This window comes from Olivibacter sp. SDN3 (genome assembly GCF_014334135.1).
In the GTDB taxonomy this organism is placed as follows: Bacteria; Bacteroidota; Bacteroidia; order Sphingobacteriales; family Sphingobacteriaceae; genus Olivibacter.
The window spans coordinates 87,428-111,954 of record NZ_CP060497.1 but is presented as its reverse complement, the minus strand read 5'-3'; the positions used below and the strand labels follow the sequence as shown (position 1 = coordinate 111,954).

Annotated in this window: 34 protein-coding genes; 18 read left to right on the top strand and 16 right to left on the bottom strand. The window is 41.4% G+C overall.

Annotated features, from left to right (window positions below; translation table 11 throughout):
* Window positions 1–34: 34 nt before the first annotated feature.
* From H8S90_RS00555 to moaCB, 8 genes are all read left to right on the top strand, one after another.
* Window positions 35–1,186 carry an XdhC family protein gene (locus H8S90_RS00555; RefSeq protein WP_187340717.1) on the top strand — a complete coding sequence of 384 codons (1,152 nt, stop codon included), beginning with the start codon at window positions 35–37 and terminating at the stop codon, window positions 1,184–1,186.
* 21 nt (window positions 1,187–1,207) lie between these two features.
* Window positions 1,208–1,840 carry an NTP transferase domain-containing protein gene (locus H8S90_RS00550; protein ID WP_187340715.1) on the top strand — a complete coding sequence of 211 codons (633 nt, stop codon included), beginning with the start codon at window positions 1,208–1,210 and terminating at the stop codon, window positions 1,838–1,840.
* Entirely contained in the window at window positions 1,837–2,817 is a 981-nt protein-coding gene (moaA, locus tag H8S90_RS00545) for a GTP 3',8-cyclase MoaA (protein WP_187340713.1), read from the top strand. Before H8S90_RS00550 ends, moaA begins: the two co-directional genes overlap by 4 nt.
* 109 nt (window positions 2,818–2,926) lie before the next feature.
* Window positions 2,927–3,667, top strand: coding sequence for a sulfite exporter TauE/SafE family protein (locus H8S90_RS00540; protein WP_187340712.1), 741 nt, complete (start codon window positions 2,927–2,929; stop codon window positions 3,665–3,667).
* A gap of 1 nt (window position 3,668) precedes the next feature.
* The gene (locus H8S90_RS00535) at window positions 3,669–3,905 is read left to right on the top strand and encodes a MoaD/ThiS family protein (RefSeq protein ID WP_187340711.1); all 237 of its coding nucleotides are present in this window, start codon (window positions 3,669–3,671) and stop codon (window positions 3,903–3,905) included.
* Between the two features lie 13 nt (window positions 3,906–3,918).
* The gene (locus H8S90_RS00530; RefSeq protein ID WP_187340709.1) at window positions 3,919–5,010 is read left to right on the top strand and encodes a HesA/MoeB/ThiF family protein; all 1,092 of its coding nucleotides are present in this window, start codon (window positions 3,919–3,921) and stop codon (window positions 5,008–5,010) included.
* Window positions 5,011–5,123: 113 nt separating this feature from the next.
* Complete coding sequence (locus H8S90_RS00525) at window positions 5,124–5,564, top strand: molybdenum cofactor biosynthesis protein MoaE (protein WP_187340708.1); 441 nt, start codon at window positions 5,124–5,126, stop codon at window positions 5,562–5,564.
* 1 nt (window position 5,565) lies between these two features.
* Entirely contained in the window at window positions 5,566–6,483 is a 918-nt protein-coding gene (moaCB, locus tag H8S90_RS00520) for a bifunctional molybdenum cofactor biosynthesis protein MoaC/MoaB (protein WP_187340707.1), read from the top strand.
* Window positions 6,484–6,496: 13 nt separating this feature from the next.
* Here moaCB and H8S90_RS00515 read toward each other — a convergent pair whose 3' ends face one another.
* Both H8S90_RS00515 and H8S90_RS00510 read right to left on the bottom strand, forming a co-directional pair.
* Entirely contained in the window at window positions 6,497–7,327 is an 831-nt protein-coding gene (locus H8S90_RS00515) for a universal stress protein (RefSeq protein ID WP_187340706.1), read from the bottom strand.
* 54 nt (window positions 7,328–7,381) lie between these two features.
* A complete protein-coding gene (locus H8S90_RS00510; protein ID WP_187340704.1) occupies window positions 7,382–7,798 on the bottom strand; it encodes a hypothetical protein in 417 nt (138 codons plus the stop codon).
* A 207-nt stretch (window positions 7,799–8,005) separates the two neighbouring features.
* Between H8S90_RS00510 and H8S90_RS00505 the strand changes: the two genes are divergently transcribed.
* Window positions 8,006–9,364, top strand: coding sequence for a Gfo/Idh/MocA family protein (locus H8S90_RS00505; protein ID WP_187340703.1), 1,359 nt, complete (start codon window positions 8,006–8,008; stop codon window positions 9,362–9,364).
* Between the two features lie 207 nt (window positions 9,365–9,571).
* On the opposite strand, the gene H8S90_RS26095 is transcribed toward H8S90_RS00505, so the two are convergent.
* The 7 genes from H8S90_RS26095 to H8S90_RS00475 all read right to left on the bottom strand — a co-directional run bounded on the left by H8S90_RS26095 (window position 9,572) and on the right by H8S90_RS00475 (window position 14,754).
* A complete protein-coding gene (locus tag H8S90_RS26095; RefSeq protein WP_255501753.1) occupies window positions 9,572–9,694 on the bottom strand; it encodes a hypothetical protein in 123 nt (40 codons plus the stop codon).
* Window positions 9,695–9,774: 80 nt separating this feature from the next.
* Window positions 9,775–10,011 carry a hypothetical protein gene (locus H8S90_RS25890; protein ID WP_222852200.1) on the bottom strand — a complete coding sequence of 79 codons (237 nt, stop codon included), beginning with the start codon at window positions 10,009–10,011 and terminating at the stop codon, window positions 9,775–9,777.
* Window positions 10,012–10,681: 670 nt separating this feature from the next.
* Window positions 10,682–11,074 carry a 3-keto-5-aminohexanoate cleavage protein gene (locus H8S90_RS00495; protein WP_187340701.1) on the bottom strand — a complete coding sequence of 131 codons (393 nt, stop codon included), beginning with the start codon at window positions 11,072–11,074 and terminating at the stop codon, window positions 10,682–10,684.
* A 200-nt stretch (window positions 11,075–11,274) separates the two neighbouring features.
* Window positions 11,275–12,183, bottom strand: a complete 909-nt coding sequence (locus H8S90_RS00490; RefSeq protein WP_187340699.1) for an AraC family transcriptional regulator — start codon at window positions 12,181–12,183, stop codon at window positions 11,275–11,277.
* A gap of 18 nt (window positions 12,184–12,201) precedes the next feature.
* Window positions 12,202–12,942: an SDR family oxidoreductase gene (locus H8S90_RS00485; protein WP_187340698.1), complete on the bottom strand. Its 741-nt coding sequence runs from the start codon at window positions 12,940–12,942 to the stop codon at window positions 12,202–12,204.
* A 37-nt stretch (window positions 12,943–12,979) separates the two neighbouring features.
* Window positions 12,980–13,774 carry an SDR family oxidoreductase gene (locus H8S90_RS00480; RefSeq protein ID WP_187340696.1) on the bottom strand — a complete coding sequence of 265 codons (795 nt, stop codon included), beginning with the start codon at window positions 13,772–13,774 and terminating at the stop codon, window positions 12,980–12,982.
* A gap of 155 nt (window positions 13,775–13,929) precedes the next feature.
* Window positions 13,930–14,754 carry an oxidoreductase gene (locus H8S90_RS00475; protein WP_187340695.1) on the bottom strand — a complete coding sequence of 275 codons (825 nt, stop codon included), beginning with the start codon at window positions 14,752–14,754 and terminating at the stop codon, window positions 13,930–13,932.
* A 79-nt stretch (window positions 14,755–14,833) separates the two neighbouring features.
* Here H8S90_RS00475 and H8S90_RS00470 point away from each other — a divergent pair, with 79 nt between their 5' ends.
* Complete coding sequence (locus H8S90_RS00470; protein WP_187340694.1) at window positions 14,834–15,178, top strand: helix-turn-helix domain-containing protein; 345 nt, start codon at window positions 14,834–14,836, stop codon at window positions 15,176–15,178.
* Window positions 15,179–15,397: 219 nt separating this feature from the next.
* Here H8S90_RS00470 and H8S90_RS00465 read toward each other — a convergent pair whose 3' ends face one another.
* Both H8S90_RS00465 and H8S90_RS00460 read right to left on the bottom strand, forming a co-directional pair.
* A complete protein-coding gene (locus H8S90_RS00465) occupies window positions 15,398–15,850 on the bottom strand; it encodes a carboxymuconolactone decarboxylase family protein (protein ID WP_187340693.1) in 453 nt (150 codons plus the stop codon).
* 78 nt (window positions 15,851–15,928) lie between these two features.
* A complete protein-coding gene (locus H8S90_RS00460) occupies window positions 15,929–16,492 on the bottom strand; it encodes a Crp/Fnr family transcriptional regulator (RefSeq protein ID WP_187340692.1) in 564 nt (187 codons plus the stop codon).
* 217 nt (window positions 16,493–16,709) lie between these two features.
* Here H8S90_RS00460 and H8S90_RS00455 point away from each other — a divergent pair, with 217 nt between their 5' ends.
* From H8S90_RS00455 to H8S90_RS00440, 4 genes are read left to right on the top strand one after another with little or no spacing between them, the layout of a single operon-like run.
* Window positions 16,710–17,783, top strand: coding sequence for a tyrosine-type recombinase/integrase (locus H8S90_RS00455; protein WP_187340691.1), 1,074 nt, complete (start codon window positions 16,710–16,712; stop codon window positions 17,781–17,783).
* A 23-nt stretch (window positions 17,784–17,806) separates the two neighbouring features.
* Window positions 17,807–18,244 carry a hypothetical protein gene (locus tag H8S90_RS00450; RefSeq protein WP_255501752.1) on the top strand — a complete coding sequence of 146 codons (438 nt, stop codon included), beginning with the start codon at window positions 17,807–17,809 and terminating at the stop codon, window positions 18,242–18,244.
* A gap of 16 nt (window positions 18,245–18,260) precedes the next feature.
* Window positions 18,261–18,560, top strand: coding sequence for a transposase (locus tag H8S90_RS00445; protein WP_187339052.1), 300 nt, complete (start codon window positions 18,261–18,263; stop codon window positions 18,558–18,560).
* A complete protein-coding gene (locus H8S90_RS00440) occupies window positions 18,473–19,423 on the top strand; it encodes an IS3 family transposase (RefSeq protein WP_187342851.1) in 951 nt (316 codons plus the stop codon). Before H8S90_RS00445 ends, H8S90_RS00440 begins: the two co-directional genes overlap by 88 nt.
* Here H8S90_RS00440 and H8S90_RS00435 read toward each other — a convergent pair.
* Window positions 19,374–19,838: a BfmA/BtgA family mobilization protein gene (locus tag H8S90_RS00435; RefSeq protein WP_255501751.1), complete on the bottom strand. Its 465-nt coding sequence runs from the start codon at window positions 19,836–19,838 to the stop codon at window positions 19,374–19,376. The genes H8S90_RS00440 and H8S90_RS00435 overlap by 50 nt on opposite strands.
* Between H8S90_RS00435 and H8S90_RS00430 the strand changes: the two genes are divergently transcribed.
* The gene (locus tag H8S90_RS00430) at window positions 19,816–20,049 is read left to right on the top strand and encodes a hypothetical protein (RefSeq protein ID WP_187340690.1); all 234 of its coding nucleotides are present in this window, start codon (window positions 19,816–19,818) and stop codon (window positions 20,047–20,049) included. The genes H8S90_RS00435 and H8S90_RS00430 overlap by 23 nt on opposite strands.
* Window positions 20,050–20,146: 97 nt before the next feature.
* On the opposite strand, the gene H8S90_RS00425 is transcribed toward H8S90_RS00430, so the two are convergent.
* Window positions 20,147–20,422 (bottom strand): helix-turn-helix domain-containing protein, encoded by a 276-nt coding sequence (locus H8S90_RS00425; RefSeq protein ID WP_187340689.1) that lies wholly within the window; start codon window positions 20,420–20,422, stop codon window positions 20,147–20,149.
* Window positions 20,423–20,688: 266 nt separating this feature from the next.
* Between H8S90_RS00425 and H8S90_RS26090 the strand changes: the two genes are divergently transcribed.
* Entirely contained in the window at window positions 20,689–20,817 is a 129-nt protein-coding gene (locus H8S90_RS26090) for a hypothetical protein (RefSeq protein ID WP_255501750.1), read from the top strand.
* A gap of 14 nt (window positions 20,818–20,831) precedes the next feature.
* Here H8S90_RS26090 and H8S90_RS00420 read toward each other — a convergent pair whose 3' ends face one another.
* Window positions 20,832–21,767: an IS3 family transposase gene (locus H8S90_RS00420; protein WP_255501942.1), complete on the bottom strand. Its 936-nt coding sequence runs from the start codon at window positions 21,765–21,767 to the stop codon at window positions 20,832–20,834.
* Window positions 21,695–21,994: a transposase gene (locus H8S90_RS00415; RefSeq protein WP_187339052.1), complete on the bottom strand. Its 300-nt coding sequence runs from the start codon at window positions 21,992–21,994 to the stop codon at window positions 21,695–21,697. Before H8S90_RS00415 ends, H8S90_RS00420 begins: the two co-directional genes overlap by 73 nt.
* Window positions 21,995–22,095: 101 nt before the next feature.
* Here H8S90_RS00415 and H8S90_RS26085 point away from each other — a divergent pair, with 101 nt between their 5' ends.
* Both H8S90_RS26085 and H8S90_RS00410 read left to right on the top strand, forming a co-directional pair.
* On the top strand, window positions 22,096–22,224 hold the full coding sequence (locus tag H8S90_RS26085) for a hypothetical protein (RefSeq protein ID WP_255501749.1): 129 nt from the start codon (window positions 22,096–22,098) through the stop codon (window positions 22,222–22,224).
* A 3-nt stretch (window positions 22,225–22,227) separates the two neighbouring features.
* The gene (locus tag H8S90_RS00410; RefSeq protein WP_187340688.1) at window positions 22,228–23,214 is read left to right on the top strand and encodes a DUF5712 family protein; all 987 of its coding nucleotides are present in this window, start codon (window positions 22,228–22,230) and stop codon (window positions 23,212–23,214) included.
* Between the two features lie 248 nt (window positions 23,215–23,462).
* On the opposite strand, the gene H8S90_RS00405 is transcribed toward H8S90_RS00410, so the two are convergent.
* Window positions 23,463–24,506, bottom strand: coding sequence for a Fic family protein (locus H8S90_RS00405; protein ID WP_187340687.1), 1,044 nt, complete (start codon window positions 24,504–24,506; stop codon window positions 23,463–23,465).
* Window positions 24,507–24,527 lie beyond the last annotated feature (21 nt).

Here is a 24,527-nt window from a genome sequence, read left to right as displayed (position 1 = left end):
ATGATGCAAGGATAAAGTTAAAGAAGCATAGAGAATGAAGGAGATTAAACAGATTATACATGCTTTTGATGTAGCCAGGAGTAAAGGACAAAAAACGGCTTTAGTAACAGTTGTACATGTTGAAGGTTCTTCGTACAGAGGCCCGGGCGCGCGAATGTTAATAACCGACGAGGGTATGTTAACAGGAGCAATCAGTGGCGGCTGTTTGGAGGGTGACGCTTTGCGTAAGGCTTTGATGGTTATGATGGAAGGGAAACCTTTGCTTACAATATATGATACGTCAGATGAAGAAGACGCTGTAATCGGGGTAGGTTTAGGGTGCAATGGTATTATCAAGGTATTAATCGAACCTATTGTAGAAGATGACGAAAACAACCCGATAGCACTTTTAAAAGCGACAATAGAAAATAGGGAACCATCGGTATTAGTAACTTTCTTTAACTTAGAAACTAAAAGGAGTCAACAACAAGGAACAAGACTGCTTGTAAAAAAGAACTTTACCCTTGCTACAGAACGGTTACCATTACCTATGGCAAGAATCGAACAGGATGTGGAGATTGCGTTTAATCAACAGACATCAGCTTTTGTACGTTATGACCATAAAACGAGTGTAAAATCTATTACTGCTTTTATTGAATACATGGCACCAGCTATCTCTTTGGTAGTTGCAGGTGCAGGAAATGATGTGTTACCTTTAGTACAGATGGCAGAAGTTTTAGGGTGGGACGTAACATTAATCGATGGGAGACCACGATATGCCAATGAGCAGCGTTTTCCCAATTGCCAGCTTATCGTCTCTGAACCGGAAAAAGCATTAAAGCAGATTTCTATAGATGGAAAAACTGCATTTGTATTGATGACGCATAACTATAACTATGATAAATCTATATTACGTGTCTTATTCAAACTTCCTGTGAATTATATAGGTATTTTGGGTCCAAAAAAGAAATTGAAACGGATGTTAGACGAATTAACAGTAGACGGCTTTGAGTTAACTGATCGCGGGTTGTCTAATATTCATAGTCCGGTTGGTCTAAATATTGGAGCAGAGACTTCGGAAGAAATAGCCTTGTCTATTCTAGCAGAAATAAAAGCAGTGTTCCATAAGAAAAATGGTGAACATTTACGTGATGCAAAAGGTAATATACACGAAAGGTCAACAGCTATAATGGTGACGTCAATATAAATAGATTTGGAAGGTATACGGATGGAAAGCACTAGCAATGATATACGGTTTGGCATCATTATAATAGCGGCAGGTATGTCCCGCAGGTTGGGTACGCTTAAGCAGTTACTTTCATTTAAAGGAAATTCTTTATTGATGAATACTGTTTTAACAGCAAAGCAGGTGAAGACAGGGGTGACGGTGGTAGTGTTGGGAGCCCAAGCGGAGTTGTTGAAAAAACAAATAAGGGCAGTAGAGCTGGATGTATTGGTGAATGGTCAATATCAAGAGGGAATGGCATCTTCCATCCGTTGTGGTGTTCAACATGTTGCCAACCGTTATAAAAAAGTGGAAGGCGTGGTAATAATGGTTTGTGATCAACCTTATGTAGACCATACACACGTAGAGGCGCTAATTGAAAAGTCTGAGTTAACGAATGCCAAAGTTGTTGCGAGTACATATGCAGGAAGAAAAGGGGTGCCTGCTTTTTTTGCTAAAGATATGTTTCCGGTTTTAGCGGAATTGAAAGGTGACATTGGCGCCAAATATATTTTGCGGCGACGGCGGGGCGTGGCAACAGTTGCTTTTCCTTTAGGCCATATTGATATCGACACCAAAGAGGCTTATGAACAACTATTGGAAACGACGACAATGCATAACCGAGAAAAACGATGATTAAAGATACTTTTCATAGGGAGCATAATTATTTACGGATTTCGCTCACCGATGTTTGTAATCTGCGGTGTTTTTACTGTATGCCGGAAGAAAGCTATGATTTTACCCCTAAGGTGCATATAATGCGTGCAGATGAAATTGAAGTCATTGCAAAGACTTTTGTTGATCTGGGGGTTAGTAAAATTCGTCTCACGGGCGGAGAGCCCATGGCAAGAAAGGATTTTGGCAATATTCTATTACGACTAGCCAAGCTACCCGTAGAGTTAAACATTACCACTAACGCTACATTGTTGGATACCTATTTAACTGTGCTGAAAGAGGCGCATGTGAAGACCCTAAACATCAGCCTCGACACCTTGTCGGCAGAAAAATTCAAATACCTAACGAGGCGTGACAAGTTTACACTTACCATGAATAACATCCGAAAGGCGATACAGAAAGGGTTTCGGGTAAAGATTAATATGGTAGTAATGAAAGGCTTCAACGATATGGAAATATTGGATTTTATTGCATGGACGCAACAGGATCCCGTAGAAGTACGCTTTATTGAGTTTATGCCTTTCTCAGGCAACCGATGGACGAGCAATCAGGTGACTAGTTGGAAAGAAATATTGACAATGGTTGAAGAGCATTATGCGGTGATTCCATTAAGGGGTGATGTACATGATACGGCGAAGAAATATGCTTTATCGGGCTATGAAAGCTTTTTTTCCATTATAAGTACCATGAGTGCCCCCTTTTGTGCGGGATGCAACAGGATGCGTCTTACAGCGGACGGTAAAATGAAAAATTGTCTTTTCTCGAAAGGTGAGACAGATCTGTTGTCGGCATTGAGAAACGGCGAACCTATCCGAGAGTTGATTCTACGTAACATACTCGGGAAGGCTGAAAAACTCGGCGGCCAGTTTGATGCCAATTTTAAAGAATTGAAGAGTGAAGATATCGAAAATAGAAGCATGATCAGCATTGGCGGGTAAATTTTGTGTAGAGGAAAATGAAGAGAATGAGCGCAGCGGCCAAATGATTGTTGTACTAAATGAAGGCATGCGATCGTATGAAAAAATAAGTTGAAATAGTTACCACGGTATGGATAGTATTTTTTTGTTTTATGTGTTATTATTTGGTATAGCTTTTCTCTATTCATCTGTAGGGCATGGAGGAGCTAGCGGATATCTTGCATTGATGGCGCTATATGGTGTAGCGCCGGAAGTAATGAAGCCGACTGCTTTGCTATTGAACTTGTTTGTAGCATTAACCTCCTTTATTTACTATTATAGGGGTAATTATTTTAATAAAAAGCTATTTATACCTTTAGCTATAGCTTCTGTCCCGATGGCCTTTATCGGTGGAAGTATGACCGTAGATGCCGATCTGTACAAAAGGATGTTAGGGGTGTTTTTACTTATCCCGGTTGCTAGGTTCTTATTTTTCAGAGACATAAAAGTTGACCAAACGGCTAACCCACGATTGGGGTGGCTGATACTCATGGGAGCAGGTGTTGGATTTTTATCTGGTTTGCTGGGCATTGGTGGCGGTGTTATACTGTCGCCCATATTGTTGCTGCTGGCTTGGACAGACCAAAAGCAAACGGCAGCGATAAGTGCTTTGTTTATCTTTGTTAATTCGCTGTCAGGTTTGTTCGGGCAGATTACCAAAGGTATTCAGTTCAGTCCAGATATGATTGCTTATGTAGCGGTGGCCTTTTCAGGAGGGCTTTTCGGCGCGTACTTCGGTGCGTTACGTTTTCAGCAGCGAGCCATTAAGCTTTTGTTAGCATTGGTGCTCGTTGTTGCTTCATTTAAATTATTTTTACCTAATCTGTTATAAAATGGGAATTTCAGTGTTTTTTTTTGGACAGTTGACAGATATTACAGGTTGCGCTATCATGCAGCTGAAAGATGAGGTACAGGATACCGACCAATTGGATAATTTATTGAAAGAAAGGTATCCACTTTTGCAGCAATCAAAATATGTGATCACAGTTGATCGGACGATTATCAGGGAAAATAGGAGATTGACACCGGATACCGAGATTGCTTTATTGCCTCCTTTTTCGGGTGGTTAAAAAAAGAGATGTTATGAAAGATCACAACGTCTATGCGCGTTATCATCGGCAGTTAATTTTAGATGACTTTGGCATAGATAGCCAACGAAAACTATTACAGGCTAAGGTGTTGATTATTGGTGCTGGTGGTTTGGGATGTCCTATATTGTTGTATATGACGGCCGCGGGTGTTGGGCAGATTGGTGTAGCCGATAATGGCTTGGTGGAGTTAAGCAACTTGCACAGACAGGTAATCTATACTATGGAAGACATCGGCAAACCTAAAGTCGACTGTTGTAAGAGCATGTTAAATGCCATAAATCCTGATGTAACCATTCGTACGTACCCTTATCTCTTGGATAATTCGAACTTATTGGATTTAATAGCAGGTTATGATCTGATAATTGATGGGACAGATAACTTTCAGGCTAAATACATGATCAATGATGCATGTGCATTAATGGCTAAGCCATTAGTGTATGGAGCGGTTTCAAGATATGAAGGGCAAGTGGCGGTTTTTATGGGAGGTATAAATTATCGGGATATTTTCCCCCATCCTCCACAGGAAACGGAGGTGCTGAACTGTAGTGAGGCGGGGGTATTGGGTATTTTACCAGGTATTATCGGGAACCTGATGGCTAATGAGTGTATCAAGCTCTTAACGGGAGTGGGTGAGGTACTAACCGGAAGCTTGCTTACCTACGATGCACGCAGAAATACTTTCTTTACCATTGCCGTTACACCTACTGCATTAGGCAAAAAGCTGCTTCCAAAAAACCGAGCTACTTTTGAAACTATGGATTACCATTACTTATGTAATAAGGAGGTCTGGACTACTGCTGAGATAGGCAAAGAAGCGTTTGTATCGTTGCTGGAACAGGAAGAGGTGGATGTGGTGGATATACGGGAGATTGGAGAACAACCCAATTTGACAGCGATTGCGCATTTAAGAATTCCCTTATCGACGTTGGCTGGTAAGCTTTCTATGATAAAGAGAGATACGGTAGTTTTTGTATGTCAAAGTGGAAAACGGAGCTTACAGGCTGTAAAGCAATGGGAGGAAGTAATCGGGCAAAACAATAAAAAGGTATATAGCCTAAAAGGAGGAATACATACTTTATTATGAACGTTCAAATAATTGTTTTCTTTTCCCTAATTTAGCCGGTGATGTGGCATGACTGGACCTGATACGTTTATAAAAGCTTAGGTTAACATGGCCACGTAATTGTATTGTATAAGATGACTTTTAAGATTCAGAATCTTTTCTTGGAAGGCCCTATTGCCGCTGATATGGTTGCCAATACCATACAAAAATATAGCTCGAGCCCTACCATTGGAGCGTGTAGCTTTTTTATTGGTCAGATTCGAGCGGATAGAGTAGGGGAGCGAACAGTCGCAGCCATTTATTACACAGCTTATAAGGAAATGGCAATAGAAAGGATGCGGAAAATTAGTAAAGAAATCTCTGAAAAATACGCACTCGTGAAAATAGAGATCGTACATAGTCTTGGAGAGGTCGCTGTTGGCGAAATATGTCTGTTTGTGTTGGCTGCTTCAGCCCATCGAAAAGCTGCAATGGAAGCTTGTGATGAGCTGGTGGAAAAAGTAAAAAGAGAATTACCTATATGGGGCAAAGAATGTTTTGCCGACGAAGGGTATCAATGGAAAGTAAATCAATAAAATGGTAGATATCACCCATAAATCTAATACGCTGCGACAAGCTGTTGCTTTAGCGGTTATTAAAGTATCTGGCCCTGATACCATACAGGCAATTCGCAACAATGAAGTTCCTAAAGGAAATATTTTTGAGTTCTCGAGAGCTTCCGGTTTGTTAGCGATAAAAAAAACCAGTGATATGGTGCCAGACTGCCACCCTTTGCCTATAGAATATGCAAATATCAGCTATGATATTGTCGACTTATCTATTATCGTTAGGGTGGAGGTTCATACCATTTATAAAACGGGTGTTGAAGTAGAAGCTATGCATGGTGCCATGAATGTGGCACTTACGGTGTATGACATGCTTAAACCAATTGATAAAGCGGTGGAGATAACCTCTATCAGGTTAGCTAGTAAAAAGGGAGGTAAGTCGGATATTAGCAAAATTAATAATAACCTTAAGTGCGCGGTGATCGTATGTTCGGATAGTGTCGCAAAAGGGTTGAAAGAGGATCTGTCAGGCAAGCTTATTATTAATAAATTGGAGGACTATGGAATTGTAGCCAGTGCGTATGTATTGATACCTGATGAGGAAAATATTATTCAGGAAAAGGCGAAATTCTTTTTAAGCCAGGGTTATCAACTCGTGTTGTATACCGGAGGTACCGGACTCTCTCCCAGAGATGTCACTCCTGATGCCATAAAACCCCTGCTCGACCAGGAAATTCCAGGTATGATGGAGGCTGCCAGGGTTTATGGCCAGCAGCGTACACCGTTAGCTATGCTTTCGAGAGGGATAGCAGGGTTTATGTCTGATATGTTGATTATTACACTGCCTGGTTCATCAAGAGGTGTGCAAGAAACCATGGATGCTTTGTTCCCCGCTGCATTACATGTTTTTAGTGTCAGACAAGGTATTAGACATGACGAAGCAAAGTAATAAGAACTGGACGCTAATTTAATTTCATAATAAGAAGTGGCATGCTGGCTAGATGCACGAGATGCTTGGTGACACTTTTGTGAAACAGGTTCTCCATAAAACCTCTATCTTTCATGATTGAAATAATCATTTGGCCCTTACGCTGTTCCGCGAAATTTAGTATGCCCTCACTTACATTTTTGTTTTCGACAAAATGATACTCCGGTTGGAGCTCATCTAAAAGCTCGTGTATGGTATATTGTTGCCAAATAATGTCTGGATTAAAAGAACTACCTTTATCGACATGAACAACCGTTAATTTAGCATCCAGTTGTTTGGTGATGTTTTTTACATATTTTACAGGTACCGTGCCGGCAACATTTTTCATATCGCATGCCAGAATAATTTGTTCAATGGGTACGAACGTTGTTTTCAAGGGGACGATAAGCAAGGGTAGTTTACATTCTTTCGTAAGTCTAGCGGTATTGCTTCCGATGATTAATTGTTCAATTCTGTTTTTTCCCGATAATCCGATAACCACCATTTCGACTTCATGTTGCTGTGCTAGTAGGTTAATTCCCTTGTTAAGTCCATGACTATCGGTTATTGTGATGATATCTACTTGCGAATTGACAATATCGCTTATGACGGTTTTTAATTCGTCAAGATGCTCCATACGCTGTTTTATTAGTGCTTCTGCACTTGCGATAATGCCTTTTGGTGCGTCTTGCGAAAGGGGCAAAAACTCAAAAGTATGGTATAGGATAATGGTTTTTGTATGTAGTTTGTTGCTCAGAAAAGCTGCAAATTTTGCTGCATTTGTGGCAGATTCAGAAAAATCAGTTGCTATTAAGATGGTTTTCATAGCTTTAGTCTTTTTATGCTGTTAATCAGCTAAGTGTTTGGATTATGTCGTGTTTTATGTAACCGTTTGAATGAGCTTTTCCAATTTAAACAAAAATGTTAGCTCTGATTTGTTTTTACCATAACTTGCCTCAGCAAGTTGGTTAGCAGATTTTATAATCAACGCTCCCAAACGTTTATCAACAAATCCGGGATTTTCTTTGATAAAAGCGGAAAACTCCCTAAATCCTTCCTCTGGGGGTGGTCGTTGGTCTAATAGCCAATCAAATACAGCCTCTATTTGATAGGCGGCATCGTAGCCATATTCATCCAACGATGGTTCTAAATCAAGCCAGGTAGAAAGTAATAGTTCTTTTAGCTTGGCAATTTCTTTTGATGTTATCGTTTGGTCGCATGCTGCAACATTATAGAATAGATAGGCCAGCTTCCCGTAAAATTCAGTCCAAAGAATGGGTGGGCGATGTATGTTCATAACGCTGGTTATTTGTTTCTATAAAGATACCTAGATAATATCACATTATTCCTGATAAATACAATATAAAATAATGATAGTCATCACTTTAATGTTTCCTTTTATTTTATAAAGGCACAAATACTTATTTTTTTGACACGAAATAGTTAAATAAACATTATCTTCATTTTTTTTGTTTCCTCATAGAAAATAATAAACCAGTGGATTATGGCTAACTTTAATCTGAACCGTAGAAAATTCATTCAAGGCGCTAGCGCTGTTTTAACTTTATCTGCATTGCAGGCCAAGGGGTTAACGTTTGCAAACACACATAACAACATGCGGGTCGGTTTAATTGGAGCGGGGTGGTATGGGAAAAGTGATCTTTTCAGACTCATTCAGGTCAGGGATATCAATGTTGTTGCAGTGTGCGATGTGGATAGTAATCATCTAGAGGAAGCAGGAAAGCTGATCAGTGAGCGACAAGTCTCAAAGAAGGTCCCAAAGTTATACGGAGATTACAGGAAGATGCTGGCAGATCATAAACTGGATCTAGTTCTCATCGGTACTCCGGATCACTGGCATGCGCTGCAGGCTATTGACGCAATGACGTCAGGTGCGCATGTTTATTTACAAAAACCCGTTAGCGTCGATGTACTTGAAGGAGAAGCAATACTTAGCACAGCACGAAAATACAACAAAAAAGTACAGGTAGGCACACAAAGGAGAAGCACCCCTCATCTGATCGATGCTAAAGAGAATGTGATAGATAAAGGTTTGCTTGGTAAGATATCACACGTCGATATGTGTTGTTACTATCATATGAGGAAGAATGGGAATCCACCACTAGAGCCTGTTCCCAACTTTCTAGATTATGAAATGTGGACTGGCCCGGCTCCTTTACGTCCATATGACAGCCTACCCCATGGAAGCTGGTGGAGAACCTTTATGGAATATGGAAATGGAATTACGGGTGATATGTGTGTTCATATGTTTGACACAGTGCGCTGGTTGTTACAACTTAAATGGCCTAAGCGGGTCAATGCAACCGGAGGGATCTACGTTCAAAAAGAAGGAAAATCTAATATTGCCGATACACAGACCGCTATTTTTGAATATGATGAACTGAACTGTATATGGCAACATCGAACATGGGGCGACCCGGCTGATCCTGAATATCCATGGGCATTTGTTATTTATGGTGATAAAGGCACCTTAAAGGGAAGTACCATGAAGTATGAGTTTATCCCAACAGGCAAAGGCGATCGAATTGTGAAAGACGTAGTATACGAGAAGGAAAAGTTTCCGGAGGATTTAAATGAGCCCAGAATTGAACTGAATGCAGCACCGGCTACTCGAAGCCACATGCTGAATCTCCTTTCGGCTATTGAAAATGACCATTTACCTGTTGCAGATATTGAAGAGGGACACATATCAACTGCTAGTTGCATACTAGCCAATCTATCCATGCAGTTAAATCGGCCGCTTATATATGATTCGCAAAAAAAAATATGCATTAATGATCCCGAAGCGACAAAGCTATTGAGAAGACCCTATAGGAAACCTTGGCAACATCCCATGACGTAGTCTCACTAAGCATGTCCAACCTGCGCAGAAGAGACGGGTTAGGTCTATATGCCGTTTTTATGCCGAATCGGTTAAGGGTTGGTTTGCGATAGGGTAAAATTGATCAATTGTAGGCGATTTTATCTGCCAGATTTTCGAACTCAAACGTATTGGGTATACACATGTGATATTGTTTAAATAAATGGTTTGTAGAAACCTGAGAAGAGTTTACTCTTCGTTATCCGCTAAATGAATAGTGGGATTATAGATTTCCAGAACATAGGACGAATTAGCAAGATCTTTAAATTGAAATTGACGATACAAGCCGTGCGCATCTTTTGTATTAAGCATCTTTCTTTTTAGGCGCTTGGACCAGGGGCTGGTCAAAGATGTAGGATAACATTTTTTTGGAAACACCTTCTCCTCGATATTCAGGTAATACAAAAAAAATCAGCGAACCACCCGAAAGTGTAGTAGTCTGTGATAACTCTTCCAAAACCGATCTGTTTACCAGTTACAAAGGCTCCGATACAAAAGGAATGTGCCAGCGAATGGTCTACGAGTTCAAAGGAAATGTCTTTAGCCCAATAAGAATCTTCTGTCAAGAAACGATGGATCATGTTAACATCCATATTCTCTTTACTTGTTTTAATGGTTACTTCTAGCATATTTATTTAATTTATATGTAAAAATAACCAGAGGCTCTAGGTGAGTACAGGCACGGTTTTGCGTTGGTTTGGTGGCTCCTGTTTCCCTCAAACGGAAACTGATGCCACATTCGATTTTTACCGTTCTGCTCATAATCCTCTGATTTTAGAACCGTCAACAATAATGCAAGATAGCAAATATCGGGTGGACACGCAAGGGGTCGGAGGTTCTTTTGGGGGTTCTTTTTTTCGAATTTGGGTGAATTTCGGCGAATCCTATAAAATGAAAAACCACCTTTAAACACATTTAAAGGTGGTTTTTAAATCTTCTTGGCTCTCTTTGGAGCCTCTCGGTAGCCCGTAGGGGAATCGAACCTATTGGGCACCAATCTCTTTGTCAATGTCTTACAACCGTCCCTTTTCCCAACTCATCGAATCACTCACTGGTTCGACATACGTTTTAGCTGCAATTACTATGATGCTAAGGTACAAAATTTCTGTGATGTAAGAATGAAATATTAACGGTTCGGGGCTTTGCGAGGGCGGGGGGGGTCAGCCGAAAATCTCCAACCAGAGCTGAAAGCCCAAATTTAACGAAAATGCTCCGTTGGAACATTTTCGCCCTGCTCTCGCAAAACCCTTGTTATAGGGCGTTTTTGTTTGTCGTGAAGAATCATCCTGTAATTATGCGTTAGTAGTTATACATTTTTTGTCTGATTCTTATTGCCTTACCTATTAAGTCGTAATTGCTCTTTGCTAAGCTGTTCGGTTCTAAGTAAACAGTATCTTCAAATCCAATCCTTGTGTCAATTTTTTTACTAAAAGCTACTGAAACCAAGTCCCAAACCGTAGTGTCAGTCCCGTGTAATAATACACTTTGGTTTGTATGAATTTTTCTAAGTATTTTTTCAATAGACGTTACGTTGGTTAATGCCTCATATGTAGTCTTTTCCTGTGGCTCAATTAAAAAACGGAAACAATGTTTATAAAGCCCTGTACCTGCCAATTTTTGTGCGTCTGCTGAATTAGACAATCCTGCTTCAATCCCAATTCCTTTCGCAATCAAAATTTCAGCTATTTCCACAACGTTGGGTTCCGATAAATTTTCGATTTAGACGGAACGTAGCAAAAGCCAATTTCTATTTGCTAAATTATGAAAAAAAGCCAATAAAATTGGCTTTTGCGGATTAAAAGGAACAAACTTTCAACTTAGACTTAACCCCGCCATTTTGCAAAACCCTTGTTAGGTGCAGGGCTTTTTTCGTCTGCTAATTTATCTTCGTTTCAGTTAAACGATTGTCTAAACTCCAAAGGCGAAACGTTGGTCTTTGTCTTAAACAATTTGCTGAACGATTGAGAATGTTCAAAGCCCAATTCATACGCAATTTCGCTTATGGATAAGTCTGTTGTGGATAGTTTCTCTTTCGCTTTTTCTATCAACTTGTCGTGAATGAATTGTTGTGTGCTTTGTCCTGTTAGCGTTTTGAGCAAACGACTTAGATAACTTACCGATAGGTTTAGTTCTTCCGAAATATATTGGACTGTCGGCAAGCCTTTCGTTACCAAATCATCGCTGTTAAAGTAATCTGAAAGTAGTTTTTCCAATCGGTCAAGGATTTGATGATTACTTTTTTCTCTTGTGATGAATTGGCGATTGTAAAACCGTTCTGCATAACTCAATAAATTTTCAAGATGCGAAACGATAATCTGTTTACTGAATTTATCAATGTTCGACTCATATTCATTTTGAACATTTTTTGCAATGTCATTGATAATGGCTTCTTCTTTATCGGAAAGAAACAGAGCTTCATTTACGGAATAGTCAAAGTATTCGTATTTCTTTATTTTATTTGCTAACGGTGTTCCCCACAAAAAATCGGGGTGTATGAACAGCATCCAACCATCAAGTTTAGAAGGCATACCTTTTTTTTCGCCACGTAAAATCTGACCTGGTGCCATAAAACCCATTACGCCTTCATCAAAATCGAATTGCTGTTGTCCGTAAAGAAGTTTGTTACAACCTCTTTTCAATACCACAGCATATAAGTCGGACACGATATTGCCAAAACTCGGCTGATTTTCCATACCCGTAACATCAATGATGCCGATGAGCGGATGATGAGGCTTCGGAAGTTCCATTAAACGGTGTATTTCCGTTATGGATTTTATTCTGTATGGTGTTATGTTTGCCATAATGCAAAGTTAGTTTTTCTACCACGCTACTTCTCCTTCTTCGCCAATAAATTTTCCTGTCGCACCGTCTTGGTCGAGCGTGGCATATTTTATAATCGCATTGATTACTTCATCGGGGCTGTATCCCGAAAAATTGGTTAAATCGGTTGCCGCAAATCCGGGCGAAACGCTGTTGATTTTGAAAGCCGTGTCTTTAAACTCATAGGCTAACATTACGGTAAAGGCATTCAGTGAAGTTTTGGAACTGTTGTATGCGGTCATTTTAAAGTCTTTGTAAAACTCGTAATATGGAGCATTGGGGTCGCTATGGTTGGTAAGCGAACCTAATCCGCTTGTTACGTTTACAATTCTCGGTTCATCAGATTTTTTCAACAATTCGAGAAAGTGTTGCGTTACACGGATAACACCAAAAAAGTTTGCTTCATAAACCGTCCGTAAATTACCAATCGAAACTTCAGAGGCATTTTGGGGATATGTTCCTCCGATTCCTGCATTGTTTACGAGTACGTCCAATTTGGAAATTTGGCTCGCTAATTCAAGTTTCGCATTCTTAACCGATTGCTCATCAGTAACGTCTATTTCAATGAAATCAATGTTATCCAATCCTAATCCATTTAGTTGTTCTACGGCTTTTTGTCCGTTGGATTTATTGCGGCTTCCGATGTAAACGTGATAACCAAGTTGTGCTAATTGTTTTGCTGTGGCAAAACCAATTCCTTTGTTTGCTCCTGTAATCAGGGCTGTTTTATTTGTTGTCATTTTTCTTGATTTTATTGTTTGTAAATTATGTTCTTTATCATTTCTTGTTTTTCTTTTTTGCTTTGGCTTTATCAAGGGTTTTGTCCACATAATTCAAAAAGAAATTTGGGGCAATTCTTCCTATCAACTTTAATGCTTTCGACATTCCGGGTTTGATTTCAAATTTGTCTTTCAAAAGTCCGTTGATTGCTACACCAACCATTTTTTCCACCTTCATAGCCGAGCCCAAAGTATTCTTGTCAACGTCATCTGTAAAAGCATTCATCAACGTTGTTTCGGTTAGTGGTGGTACAAGTTCAAATACCTTAACACTCGTATTTTTCAGTTGCAAACGCAACACTTTTGAATAGACGTGAACGCCTGATTTAGTTACGCTGTAAATGGGGGACATTGGAAAGGGCAGAAACGCCAAACCTGAAGAAACATTGACGATTGCCGATGATTTTTTCGTTTTCAAATGCGGCAAAAACCGGTGGTTCATACGGATGGTGCCGGATAAATTTGTTTCGATTTCAGACGTGATGTTTTCCAGGCTCAAACCGGTGTCCTGTAAGTCCAGGTTGCGCATAATTCCTGCGTTGTTGATGATGATGTTCAGTTGCGGAAATTGTTCGGTAACATCTTTGTAAAGTTGTTCAATGTCCTGCAGTTTGCTCACATCGCTTTGAAAGATTGAAATTTTCGGAAACTGTTTTTTGGTTTCATTTAGTTTGTCAAGGTTACGACCTGTAACGATGATATTTGCCTCTTTTTTGGTCAATTGTTTTACAAACTCCAAACCTATTCCGCTTGTACCGCCTGTAACCAAGATTGTGCTGTTTTTTAATTCCATTTTCCTGTTTTTTATTGATGCAAAGTTGCAACGGTTTAAAAGAACAGGTGTTGCCGAATTTGACTTTGTTGTAGCCAAAATTGAAATGTCAATGAAAACCGTCTTTATTTAGGTTGTATTTTTTTTGCTTTTAGGTCGCTTCTTAATATCATTCTTTATGAAAATTGACTTGCAATCATTTTATCAAACATTCTGTCGGATAGGATTTTTCGCATAAAAAGCCCTATTTTAGCCATATGACCACCTGCATATCTTGCTTTGGGATTTTTTGCTGCAATGGCTTTGTAAATCAAATCAACAATAACTTTTGGGTCAGACCCTTTGCTTTCTGTTTTTTCAATGGAATTGGCAAAACTTAAAGCTCCTTTCTTATATGCTGATGTTTCTTTGCCTGACGTTTTACGCAAATTTCCAATAGCAATATCTGCCCATTCCGACTTTATAGAACCGGGTTGTATCACTACTACATCAATCCCGAATGGTTTTACTTCCTGACGAAGACTATCACTCAAACCCTCCAACGCAAATTTACTTGCGTGATACCAACTGCTGTAAGGTCCCGCAACTTTACCTGCAACAGACGAAATATTTATAATTTTACCGAAGTTGTTTTTTCTCATATAAGGTAACACTAACTGGGTTAATCTTGCCAATCCAAAAACATTTACTTCCAACTGATACTTTGCATCGCTTATCGGAACGTCTTCAAGAGCTCCGTGGGAACCAAAACCTGCCGCATTTATCAATATATCAATCCGTTGTTCGGTTGCAATAATTTTTTCTACAACATTTACGATAGATTGGTCATTTGTAATGTCCATTTCCAATGTATGAATCCCAAATGTTTCCAAATCTTTCATTTTTTCTGTTCTACGAGCCACACCATATACGATATACCCATTTTGTGCTAACCGTTTTGCAGTTTCTTTTCCCATTCCTGCCGAAGCACCTGTAATTAACGCTACTTTTTTATTTATCATTTTGTTTAAATTTTATGCAAAGGTATCAGTAAAATGATATACATTTACAATCAGTATCCAAAAGGATACCATAATAGGTATGAAAGGAATGACAGACGAAGAAGCAATGAAACACTTGCAAGACACATTATTTGTAATAGGCGGAAAATGGAAAATGCCCATATTGACGGCATTGAGCAAAGGCTGTTGTCGTTATAGGGAAATACAGCGAAACGTCCCAAAAATTACCACACGAGTATTGTCAAAAGAGCTGAAACACCTTGAAGAAAATAAGTTGATAGAAAGAAAGGTTTTTGATAGTCCACTTTCAGTAGAATACAAGTTGTCTAAATACACCTATTCGTTGTTGCCCATATTGGAACAAATGGTTGTATGGGGTAAAAACCATAAAAAAGTGATTAGTGAAAAGTTACCGTTGTCATAAAGCTCGAAGATTATCTGTCGGTATAATTTTTCACGGTCAAGCTGTGCGGTTCGTTAGCCTTGCACCTAACGTTTTGGGTATTGCCGAAGTGGGGGCATTTGAAAACCGTCAGTTCAAATATAGCACAAAAGCTGACAGAAGCACATCTGTTGATATACTTATGTCAGCCCCCATTTTGGCAATACCTTGTTAGCCGTTCGTTGTTTTCCAGCTATAAGTTTATGCCCATTCTGCTGTTAATTGCCTTGTAGCTACATTAATACGTGTAAACATATTCATCACAGAAATGAATACTACCAAAGCCGACCTTTCCTTTTCCCCAAAATATTTTTCAGTCTTTTGCCAAAGTTCATCTGAAACAGATTCGTACTTATTCTCTAATTTGGTAATTGCTTCTGTCAGTTCAAGTGCAGTTTGTTCAGATTCATTGAATTTTTTTGAATCTCTCCAAGACAATACATATTCAATTCGGTCTCTTGTTATTGGATTGTCTTTGGCTTTCCCTATTGCTTCTCCAATACATAATTCGCAATTGGTCATTTGTCCGACTCTCAAACCTACGTATTCTAGTAACTCTGGTGAAATACCACTTTGGTAAATAGAACCCATCATTGTTTGGATGGCAGGGTTTACGCCTAATATTAAGGCTGGATTGTTCATTCTTTTTTCCATTATTTTTTACTTTTTAAATTAATAATGGTGCAAAACTAATCCGAATAGAAAAGATTTCTTTTTACAAATGATAAAAAATTATTTGCTACTTCTAATCCTGCTTAAAGACACTTGAGTTATACCGAGATAGTTGGCAAGGTCGCCAAGGCTGATACGTTGTAGAAGTCCCTTATTTTCATTCACAAATATTTGGTGTCTTTTAGTAGCATTATCTTCAAGCATTTCGCTGATACGTTTCATCATTCCTAATGTTGTAAATGAAAACAGTTTACTAAATAGTGTTTCAATGCAATGATGTTTTTTGCACAACTCTTGTATGGAAGTTTTGTTGATTGCATAAACTGTCGTGTCTTCTAATGCAAGAATCATATATTTTGAAGGTTTCTGGATGACATAACTGCTGATTTCAGTAAAGAACATATTTTCTTTAAAAAATTTCATTATAAATTCTTTTTCATCGTTGAAGAAAAAAGATTTTGTTAGTCCTTCTTTGATAAAGTAGTATTCCTTACAAACTTTGTCTGCTCTTAAAAGATAGTCCCCCTTCTTAAAGGATTTAACTTGAAAGGCTTTCAAAAAATCTCCTTGAGCTTGTTCTTCGAGCCGTGAAATATTGCCTATATATTTTAAGATTTCGTTCATGTGGAAGTCTTTCGATGTTTAAGTGTCGCACTACAATGGTGGCTAACTCTCAAATATACGCAATAATCTTCTCTACACAAAAAAACCAATAATTCTCTGTTTTGCCATAAATATTTGTTTGTAAGGGACTTCACTTTATGGTTGTGTGATTTTATCCGTTGCGCATTTTGTATAACTTTCTTAGATTTGCTTTATTAGGTAATACAAAATGCGCAGTATGGAAGCTATTGATTTTTCCGATTTTGCTTTCCGGGAGGGTAGGCATAATGATTCGGCGGTCATTTGGGTGGATTTCAAATACGACCGGGCAAAGATTGATTTAGTCAAATCGCTGAAAGGCAGGTGGAGCAGGTCTGAAAAGTGCTGGTATGTGCCGGACAACACCCATTTCCGGACACTGTTTGGGATGGAAATCCCACCGGTTGGCAAAGGGGTATTGTCCAAATTGTCACTCGTGAATGCACGGGAGTTGCAACGCATGAAAGAGGTATTGCAGATGAAAGCCTACAGCCCGTCAACGATAAAGACCTACATGGTCGAATTTGCACAGTTGCTGTATGTGGTGAAAGACGTGCCCGTTGATTCGCTGGGCTACGACCGTCTCCGAGCTTACATCCTTTATTGCATCAATACATTGAAGATTTCGGAAAACCAACTGCACAGCAGGCTCAACGCCGTTAAATTCTATTTTGAACAGGTGCTCCATAAACCGGACTTCTTTGCCGAAATCCCACGCCCAAAGAAGCCGTCTACTTTGCCAAAAGTGTTGAGCCAAAAGGAAGTAAAACGGATATTCGACGCGGTACGAAACCGGAAGCATTTGCTGATGTTGCAACTGTGCTACGGAATGGGACTGCGAGTAAGTGAGGTTGTCAACCTGAAAGTGAGTGACATCGACAGCGGACGGATGCAGGTGCTCATCGAAGCGGGTAAAGGAAAGAAAGACCGATATGTACCGTTACCGACCGCGGTGCTGGATTTGCTGCGGGAGTATTACAAATCGTATCGCCCCAAGACCTATCTTTTTGAAGGCCAGTATGGAGGGCAGTATTCCGTTCGCAGTGTCCAAGCGGTGTTCAAGAGTGCGATGAAGGCCGCAAAGGTAAACAAGCCGATAGGGATACACGGTTTGCGGCATAGCTACGCCACACATTTACTGGAATACGGCACGGACATATCATTCATTCAGCAGCTACTTGGTCACAACGACATCAAGACCACGATGCTTTATGCAAAGGTCGGCAATGCGCAAGTGAGTGCAATCAAAAGCCCGTTGGACAGGATTTTGTAAATACAGATTCAAAGACTATCGCAATGGGATTACATTACTTCAAAAGCAGGAACCGCTTCGATTTTTCCCCTCATCCGTTTGATGTTGGCAACATACTTGGTCTGAAGAGGGGGTATGGCAACAACCATTTTTTGCTCAAAACATATGGGTTGGACAAAACCGAATTTGAGAACTATTATACCTATCACCTGAATTATTTCCTGTCCAATGGGCAGGGTTCCGAAAAAGATTTCCTTTCCCATGTGTGGTATATCGTGCAGAAACGGATTGAGCATTTCGAACGAAAAGACCCGTTCTCATCCGAGCATCCCCGGCATTTGTCAAACATCGGGAAACTTACCGAATTCCAGCAATACCTCGGCACACGCGATAAATGGAACATCCGGCCTAACGATGTGCTGGTGAAAGAAAAGGACGGGATGGAGTTGCTACCTTTAAAGCGAGACAGATTTAGACAGTAATTTTAAATTTGTAGAAATGCATAGAAAATTTGATGATTCGTTTAAGATAATGGCGGTCGATTTGAGCGTTGTTAAGGGATCTGTAGCCGATGTAGCTAAGGAATTAGACATAGACCCCAGTTTACTGAGTAAATGGCGTAGAAATCCACGTTATAATGGGAATAAGGTTTTACCTGACAATCCCAAGATCAGTCCGGAGGAGCAGGAGTTAAGGATTTTACGCAAGAAATTAAGAGATACAGAATTAGAACGCGATATCTTAAAAAAGGCCATAGCCATCTTCTCCAGGGGAGACGGTCCATATACCGGTTCATAAAGGAGAACCGAGAAGTATATTCCGTAGAGAAGATGTGCGAAGTATTGAACGTTAGCAGCAGTTGTTTTTACCGTTGGCTGGTTTGGCCCGAATCCCCCAGGGAACAACGCAGTAAAGCACTTGTGGATAAAATACAGCAGGTACACAGTGACAGTAAGTATATCTATGGCAGCCCACGGATAACCGCAGAGCTGCACAAAAAAGGTGAAATGGTATCAAGAAGCTACGTAGCAAGATTGATGAAGAAACATGGGATACGAAGTAAGGTTAAGAAAAAATATAGGGTGACCACAGATTCGAGCCATAGTTATAGGATAGCTGAAAATCTCCTCCAAAGAGATTTTTCAGCGGATTCCCTATCGCAAAAATGGGTTAGCGACATTACTTACATCCATACCGGCAAAGGGTGGCTTTATCTAACAACGGTTATCGATCTGGCGGACAGAAAAGTCATTGGATGGTCTTTAAGCACCGATATGACGACTAAAAACACTTCTGTACAAGCCATCAAAATGGCTATTAGAAACCGAGGTATCAAAGATGGTCTTATCTTCCATTCGGATAGAGGGATCCAATATGCCTGCGATGAATTCAGGAGGGTAATTGTAAAAAACAAGATACTTCAAAGCATGAGTAGGAAGGCCAATTGCTGGGACAATGCAGTAGCTGAGAGCTTTTTCAAGACACTAAAGGCTGAAATGATCTACCATAGAAAATTCATCGATCAGCAATCGGCTAAATTGGAGATCTTTGGATATATTGAAGGTTTTTATAATACCAAAAGAACACATTCTGCCCTGGGATATAAAACCCCTAAGCAGATCGAAGAGATGCTATTGGAAAAAGAGAAAATGGCAGCATAAAAAAGTCTCCTATTTTAAGTTGCAATTCCATGCCGTCCACCAGTTTCAGGTAGCCGATGGTTTCCCTGCCCATGATGGTTGCCTCCGACTGCCCTTTGCCTATGCTTTTCAAAAGCGGGCTTTGCATCTTGGCGATGGCCATCAGTTCCTCCATCGCCGAATACATCGGCACGAGCATGTCACCCTCCTGTTTGCGGATGAACGAGAGGATGCGGCTGATACCGTTCGATAACTCCTTTTTCAGCACCTCATCGTTCAGGTCGGCGGGGTCTTTCTTGCTCTTGTAGAAATAATCCACCATCTGCATGAACAGTTCCCGCTTGGTGCGGCCAAGTTTCCGCGCAAGCAGGGTGAGCCGTTCGTCCACCGCCTCGGGGAAACGGACGGATTTCTTGTTCTCATCAATTCTGACCATTTACCCCTCCCCCCGTGCGGATGATGAACCTGAACCTGCTGCCCTTGGCAGGATGCCACGAGGGGTGGTACTCCACATAACCGTAGGCCACCAGTTCCGACAGGCATTTGTGGTACGTGGCGATGGAGCGTATCCGCGAGATGCGCATCAGCTTCCTGCGGCTGGCTTGGAAATGGCCGTGCGGCTTACCGCAATCGTGGTGGTAGAATAATGCCGCCACCAACCCGATGTGCGTGGGCAGCAAACGCCCGTCATCGCCAATCCGCTCAAAGAACGCGCTGAACGCGTGCTTGGGCAATTCCATCCGCTCACCCATTGCTGTTACCTCCCTCCATCATTTTCCTGATATCCTCCCTGCGGTAATACATACTGCCACCGATCTTTCGGTAAGGTAACGTCCCGTTGATACGGAGGTTCTGTAATGTTCCCGGCGAGATGCCCAGCATCTCCCTTACCTCCGTGCTGCGGAGCCACTGGCGGTTACTTTCCTTTTTAACATTTTCTTTTAGGATCTCCCTGATCTCCTCCATCATTTCCATCTTCATTCTGCGGAGGTCTTCTTTCGTTACGATGTCTATTTCCATACTTTCCCAATTTGTTTTCCTGATCGACATGGCACGGATATCCGTAGTGCCAACGGGACAAAATTGGGGGATAATCGGGTAGGTTGGATGACCAACGGAGCCGGTTGGTCATGTCTATAAAGTGGACGGGAGGTTTAGTCTTGGCCTTTGGGTACGATCTTGAAGAGTTTTTCGTGCTCTTCGATCTTAACGCCCTTTGTTGCATCCCTGGGATCCTTCTTCACAAAATAGTTCCGTGCGGTATCCACGGATATTGCTTTTCCCTTATGGGTGAAGTACTTCGCGACAAGCTTATAGTAAGGACTGTCATAATCGCTCCTTACCAGTTTTCTGCCATTGGGAAGGGGCAGGTCCCTTATCTGTTGGATCAGGTCAATGATGGAATTGCAACTTAAAATAGGAGACTTTTTTATGCTGCCATTTTCTCTTTTTCCAATAGCATCTCTTCGATCTGCTTAGGGGTTTTATATCCCAGGGCAGAATGTGTTCTTTTGGTATTATAAAAACCTTCAATATATCCAAAGATCTCCAATTTAGCCGATTGCTGATCGATGAATTTTCTATGGTAGATCATTTCAGCCTTTAGTGTCTTGAAAAAGCTCTCAGCTACTGCATTGTCCCAGCAATTGGCCTTCCTACTCATGCTTTGAAGTATCTTGTTTTTTACAATTACCCTCCTGAATTCATCGCAGGCATATTGGATCCCTCTATCCGAATGGAAGATAAGACCATCTTTGATACCTCGGTTTCTAATAGCCATTTTGATGGCTTGTACAGAAGTGTTTTTAGTCGTCATATCGGTGCTTAAAGACCATCCAATGACTTTTCTGTCCGCCAGATCGATAACCGTTGTTAGATAAAGCCACCCTTTGCCGGTATGGATGTAAGTAATGTCGCTAACCCATTTTTGCGATAGGGAATCCGCTGAAAAATCTCTTTGGAGGAGATTTTCAGCTATCCTATAACTATGGCTCGAATCTGTGGTCACCCTATATTTTTTCTTAACCTTACTTCGTATCCCATGTTTCTTCATCAATCTTGCTACGTAGCTTCTTGATACCATTTCACCTTTTTTGTGCAGCTCTGCGGTTATCCGTGGGCTGCCATAGATATACTTACTGTCACTGTGTACCTGCTGTATTTTATCCACAAGTGCTTTACTGCGTTGTTCCCTGGGGGATTCGGGCCAAACCAGCCAACGGTAAAAACAACTGCTGCTAACGTTCAATACTTCGCACATCTTCTCTACGGAATATACTTCTCGGTTCTCCTTTATGAACCGGTATATGGACCGTCTCCCCTGGAGAAGATGGCTATGGCCTTTTTTAAGATATCGCGTTCTAATTCTGTATCTCTTAATTTCTTGCGTAAAATCCTTAACTCCTGCTCCTCCGGACTGATCTTGGGATTGTCAGGTAAAACCTTATTCCCATTATAACGTGGATTTCTACGCCATTTACTCAGTAAACTGGGGTCTATGTCTAATTCCTTAGCTACATCGGCTACAGATCCCTTAACAACGCTCAAATCGACCGCCATTATCTTAAACGAATCATCAAATTTTCTATGCATTTCTACAAATTTAAAATTACTGTCTAAATCTGTCTCGCTTTAAAGGTAGCAACTCCAGCACGCTGAAAAAGATACTTGGCAACATTCGGGAAAGGGAAACATTGAAGTCCAGGTTCCGGCAGGTACTGGACTACTACATCACCCAGCGTGAAGCCTTGGGCTGGCCTGTATCGGCAGCTAAAAAAGAAGAACTGGCCAAGCATGCAAGGCAATCGTTGGATAATCTGTAACGTATGTACATCAACATCACCAAGTCGGAAACGGGCGACAACAAGGGCAGCAGCGGTGCGCTGGTACATTACCTCGAAAAGGAAAACCGGATGCAGCCGGAAAACGGGATGGAAAATAAGCCGGAGCGTTGGTTCAATGGAACGGCCAACGACATCAAACCCCACGAGGTGCGGACGGGCATCGACCGCAACGTGGCCAAGCTGGGCAGGGACGACAGCAAATTCTTCCTCATCAACGTCAGCCCCAGCCAAAAGGAACTGGCGCACTTCGTGTCCAAATACGGCGAGGACGGGGCACGGGAAAAGCTAAAGGAATTTGCCACGAGGATAATGGACGAGTATGCCCGTAACTTCAAACGCCCCGGCATCGAAAGTCACAGGGATTTGCTTTGGTTCGGCAAACTGGAAAACCACCGCTATTACAGCCACAACGACAAGGAAGTGAAAAGCGGGCTAAAGAGAAAAGGCGAACGCAAGGAGGGGCGGCAGATGCACGTCCAAATCATCGTGAGCCGCAAGGATATCACCAATAAAATCAAGCTAAGCCCGCAGAATACGTCACGTGGCAAAAACAAAGCCCATTCGCAGAAGCTGGGGCAGTTCGACCGCACCGCGTTCAAGCAGTCGGGCGAGACGCTGTTCGATGAACTGTTCGACTTCGAGCGTAACCTGAAAGACAGCCTGCAATATGCCAATACGATGAAGAACGGCACCGCACAGCAGAAAGCGCAGATGCACACGCTCACGGAATTAACGAAGCGGCATCCGCAGGGTCAGCCGTTGGCAATGGAGCTGGCGCATGATGTTGCCCAAGGCATGTTCGAAAGCGTGGGCGAAATGCTGACCACCACGGGCAGTATGGCTGCCGACCTATTGGGGTTACTGATGGCTCCGGTGGAGGGAGCGGGTGAGCAGCAAAGCCCCATCGAGGAGGAGGAGAAGCGGCGCAAACGGAAAAAGAAAGCGCAGTCACGGGGTATCAGGCGGTGAGTTTACCGATGGGTGAAAACATCCGGCCTTTGCACCGCCCGGCCAAAATTACCCACGGCGTGGGAAAGGTCAAGGGTATATAAACGCCCCCTCCCGCAGGCCTTTGCCCTCCGGCGCCCTTGACCCGATTCCCCAGCCTTGCGTTCGGTGGCCTAAGCGGTGAAAATGCCTTGGTGTGTGCAGATTTAGAAACACGGTGTCTGAAATGAGCCGATATGAGCCAGTAAGAACCAATAGTGAGCCGATGACTATAACAGTGTATAATAAGACCCGGGGCCGATTCCGTGTCTTTCTATCAGTTTTGCCGACAAAAGACTGTCCAACATCCTTTTCACTGTTGCACTTGAAACACCAAGTTTTTTCGCCATGTCGCTGGTTTTTATACCCGGATTTGCCTCAATTATGGTCAACAAATGTCTTTCCCTTTGTGAGATGGCCTGTTGTACTCCATGGGTTTCGAGCTTCAGCATCAACGACTCCTGAACATTCTTCAAACTCGTCAGAAAAAACATGACCCACGGCGTGATATCCTCTCCCGGCCTTTGGGATTGGCAAGTCCTTAAAACCCTGTAATACTCATTTTTTTGACTCTCGATTTCGTGTTCAAAACTTACATATCGTATCCATTTATACCCATATTTGCGTAAAAGCAGCGTAGCAAGCAAGCGGCTTAACCTCCCGTTTCCATCCTGAAAGGGATGGATAGATACGAAATCATAGCAAAAAAGCGCACACTTAACCAAAGGATGTGTATCCTTGTCGGCATCATGCCATGTCATTAATTCGCGCATCGCGTCTTCTGTGGGAAATCCCGGTGCGGTGGTTTGAAATATTATCTGTGTTGTTCCGTCAGGCATATTCGCTTCAACAGCATTGGAGTGCTGCTTATAGTTTCCCCTATGCCATCTATCTTTTTCACTATATTTCAAAAGAACATTATGTAGGTTTTTTAAACCGTTTTCAGTCACCGGAATTTCTTCAAAATTTTCATCAATGACGTCCAAGGCCTCATAATATCCGACGACTTCTTGCTCATCCCGCTCTTGAAGTTTTGAGATGTCCATGTTCTTAAGAAGAATATCGACTTCTTCATCCGTTAGTTTGGAGCCCTCAATACGGGTTGAAGCCCCAACACTTCTAACCGTAGCGATTGATTTAAGCTCTTTCAGGCTTTGCCCCTCTCTCCGTTCAATGGCTTTCCAAGAGGCATCGAACCTATCAATTTCACTGATAAGGACTATCAGTTTCCAATTGATATCAAGAAATTCAGTATGTACACTTACTTTGCTCATGACACAAATTTATAAAAAAGA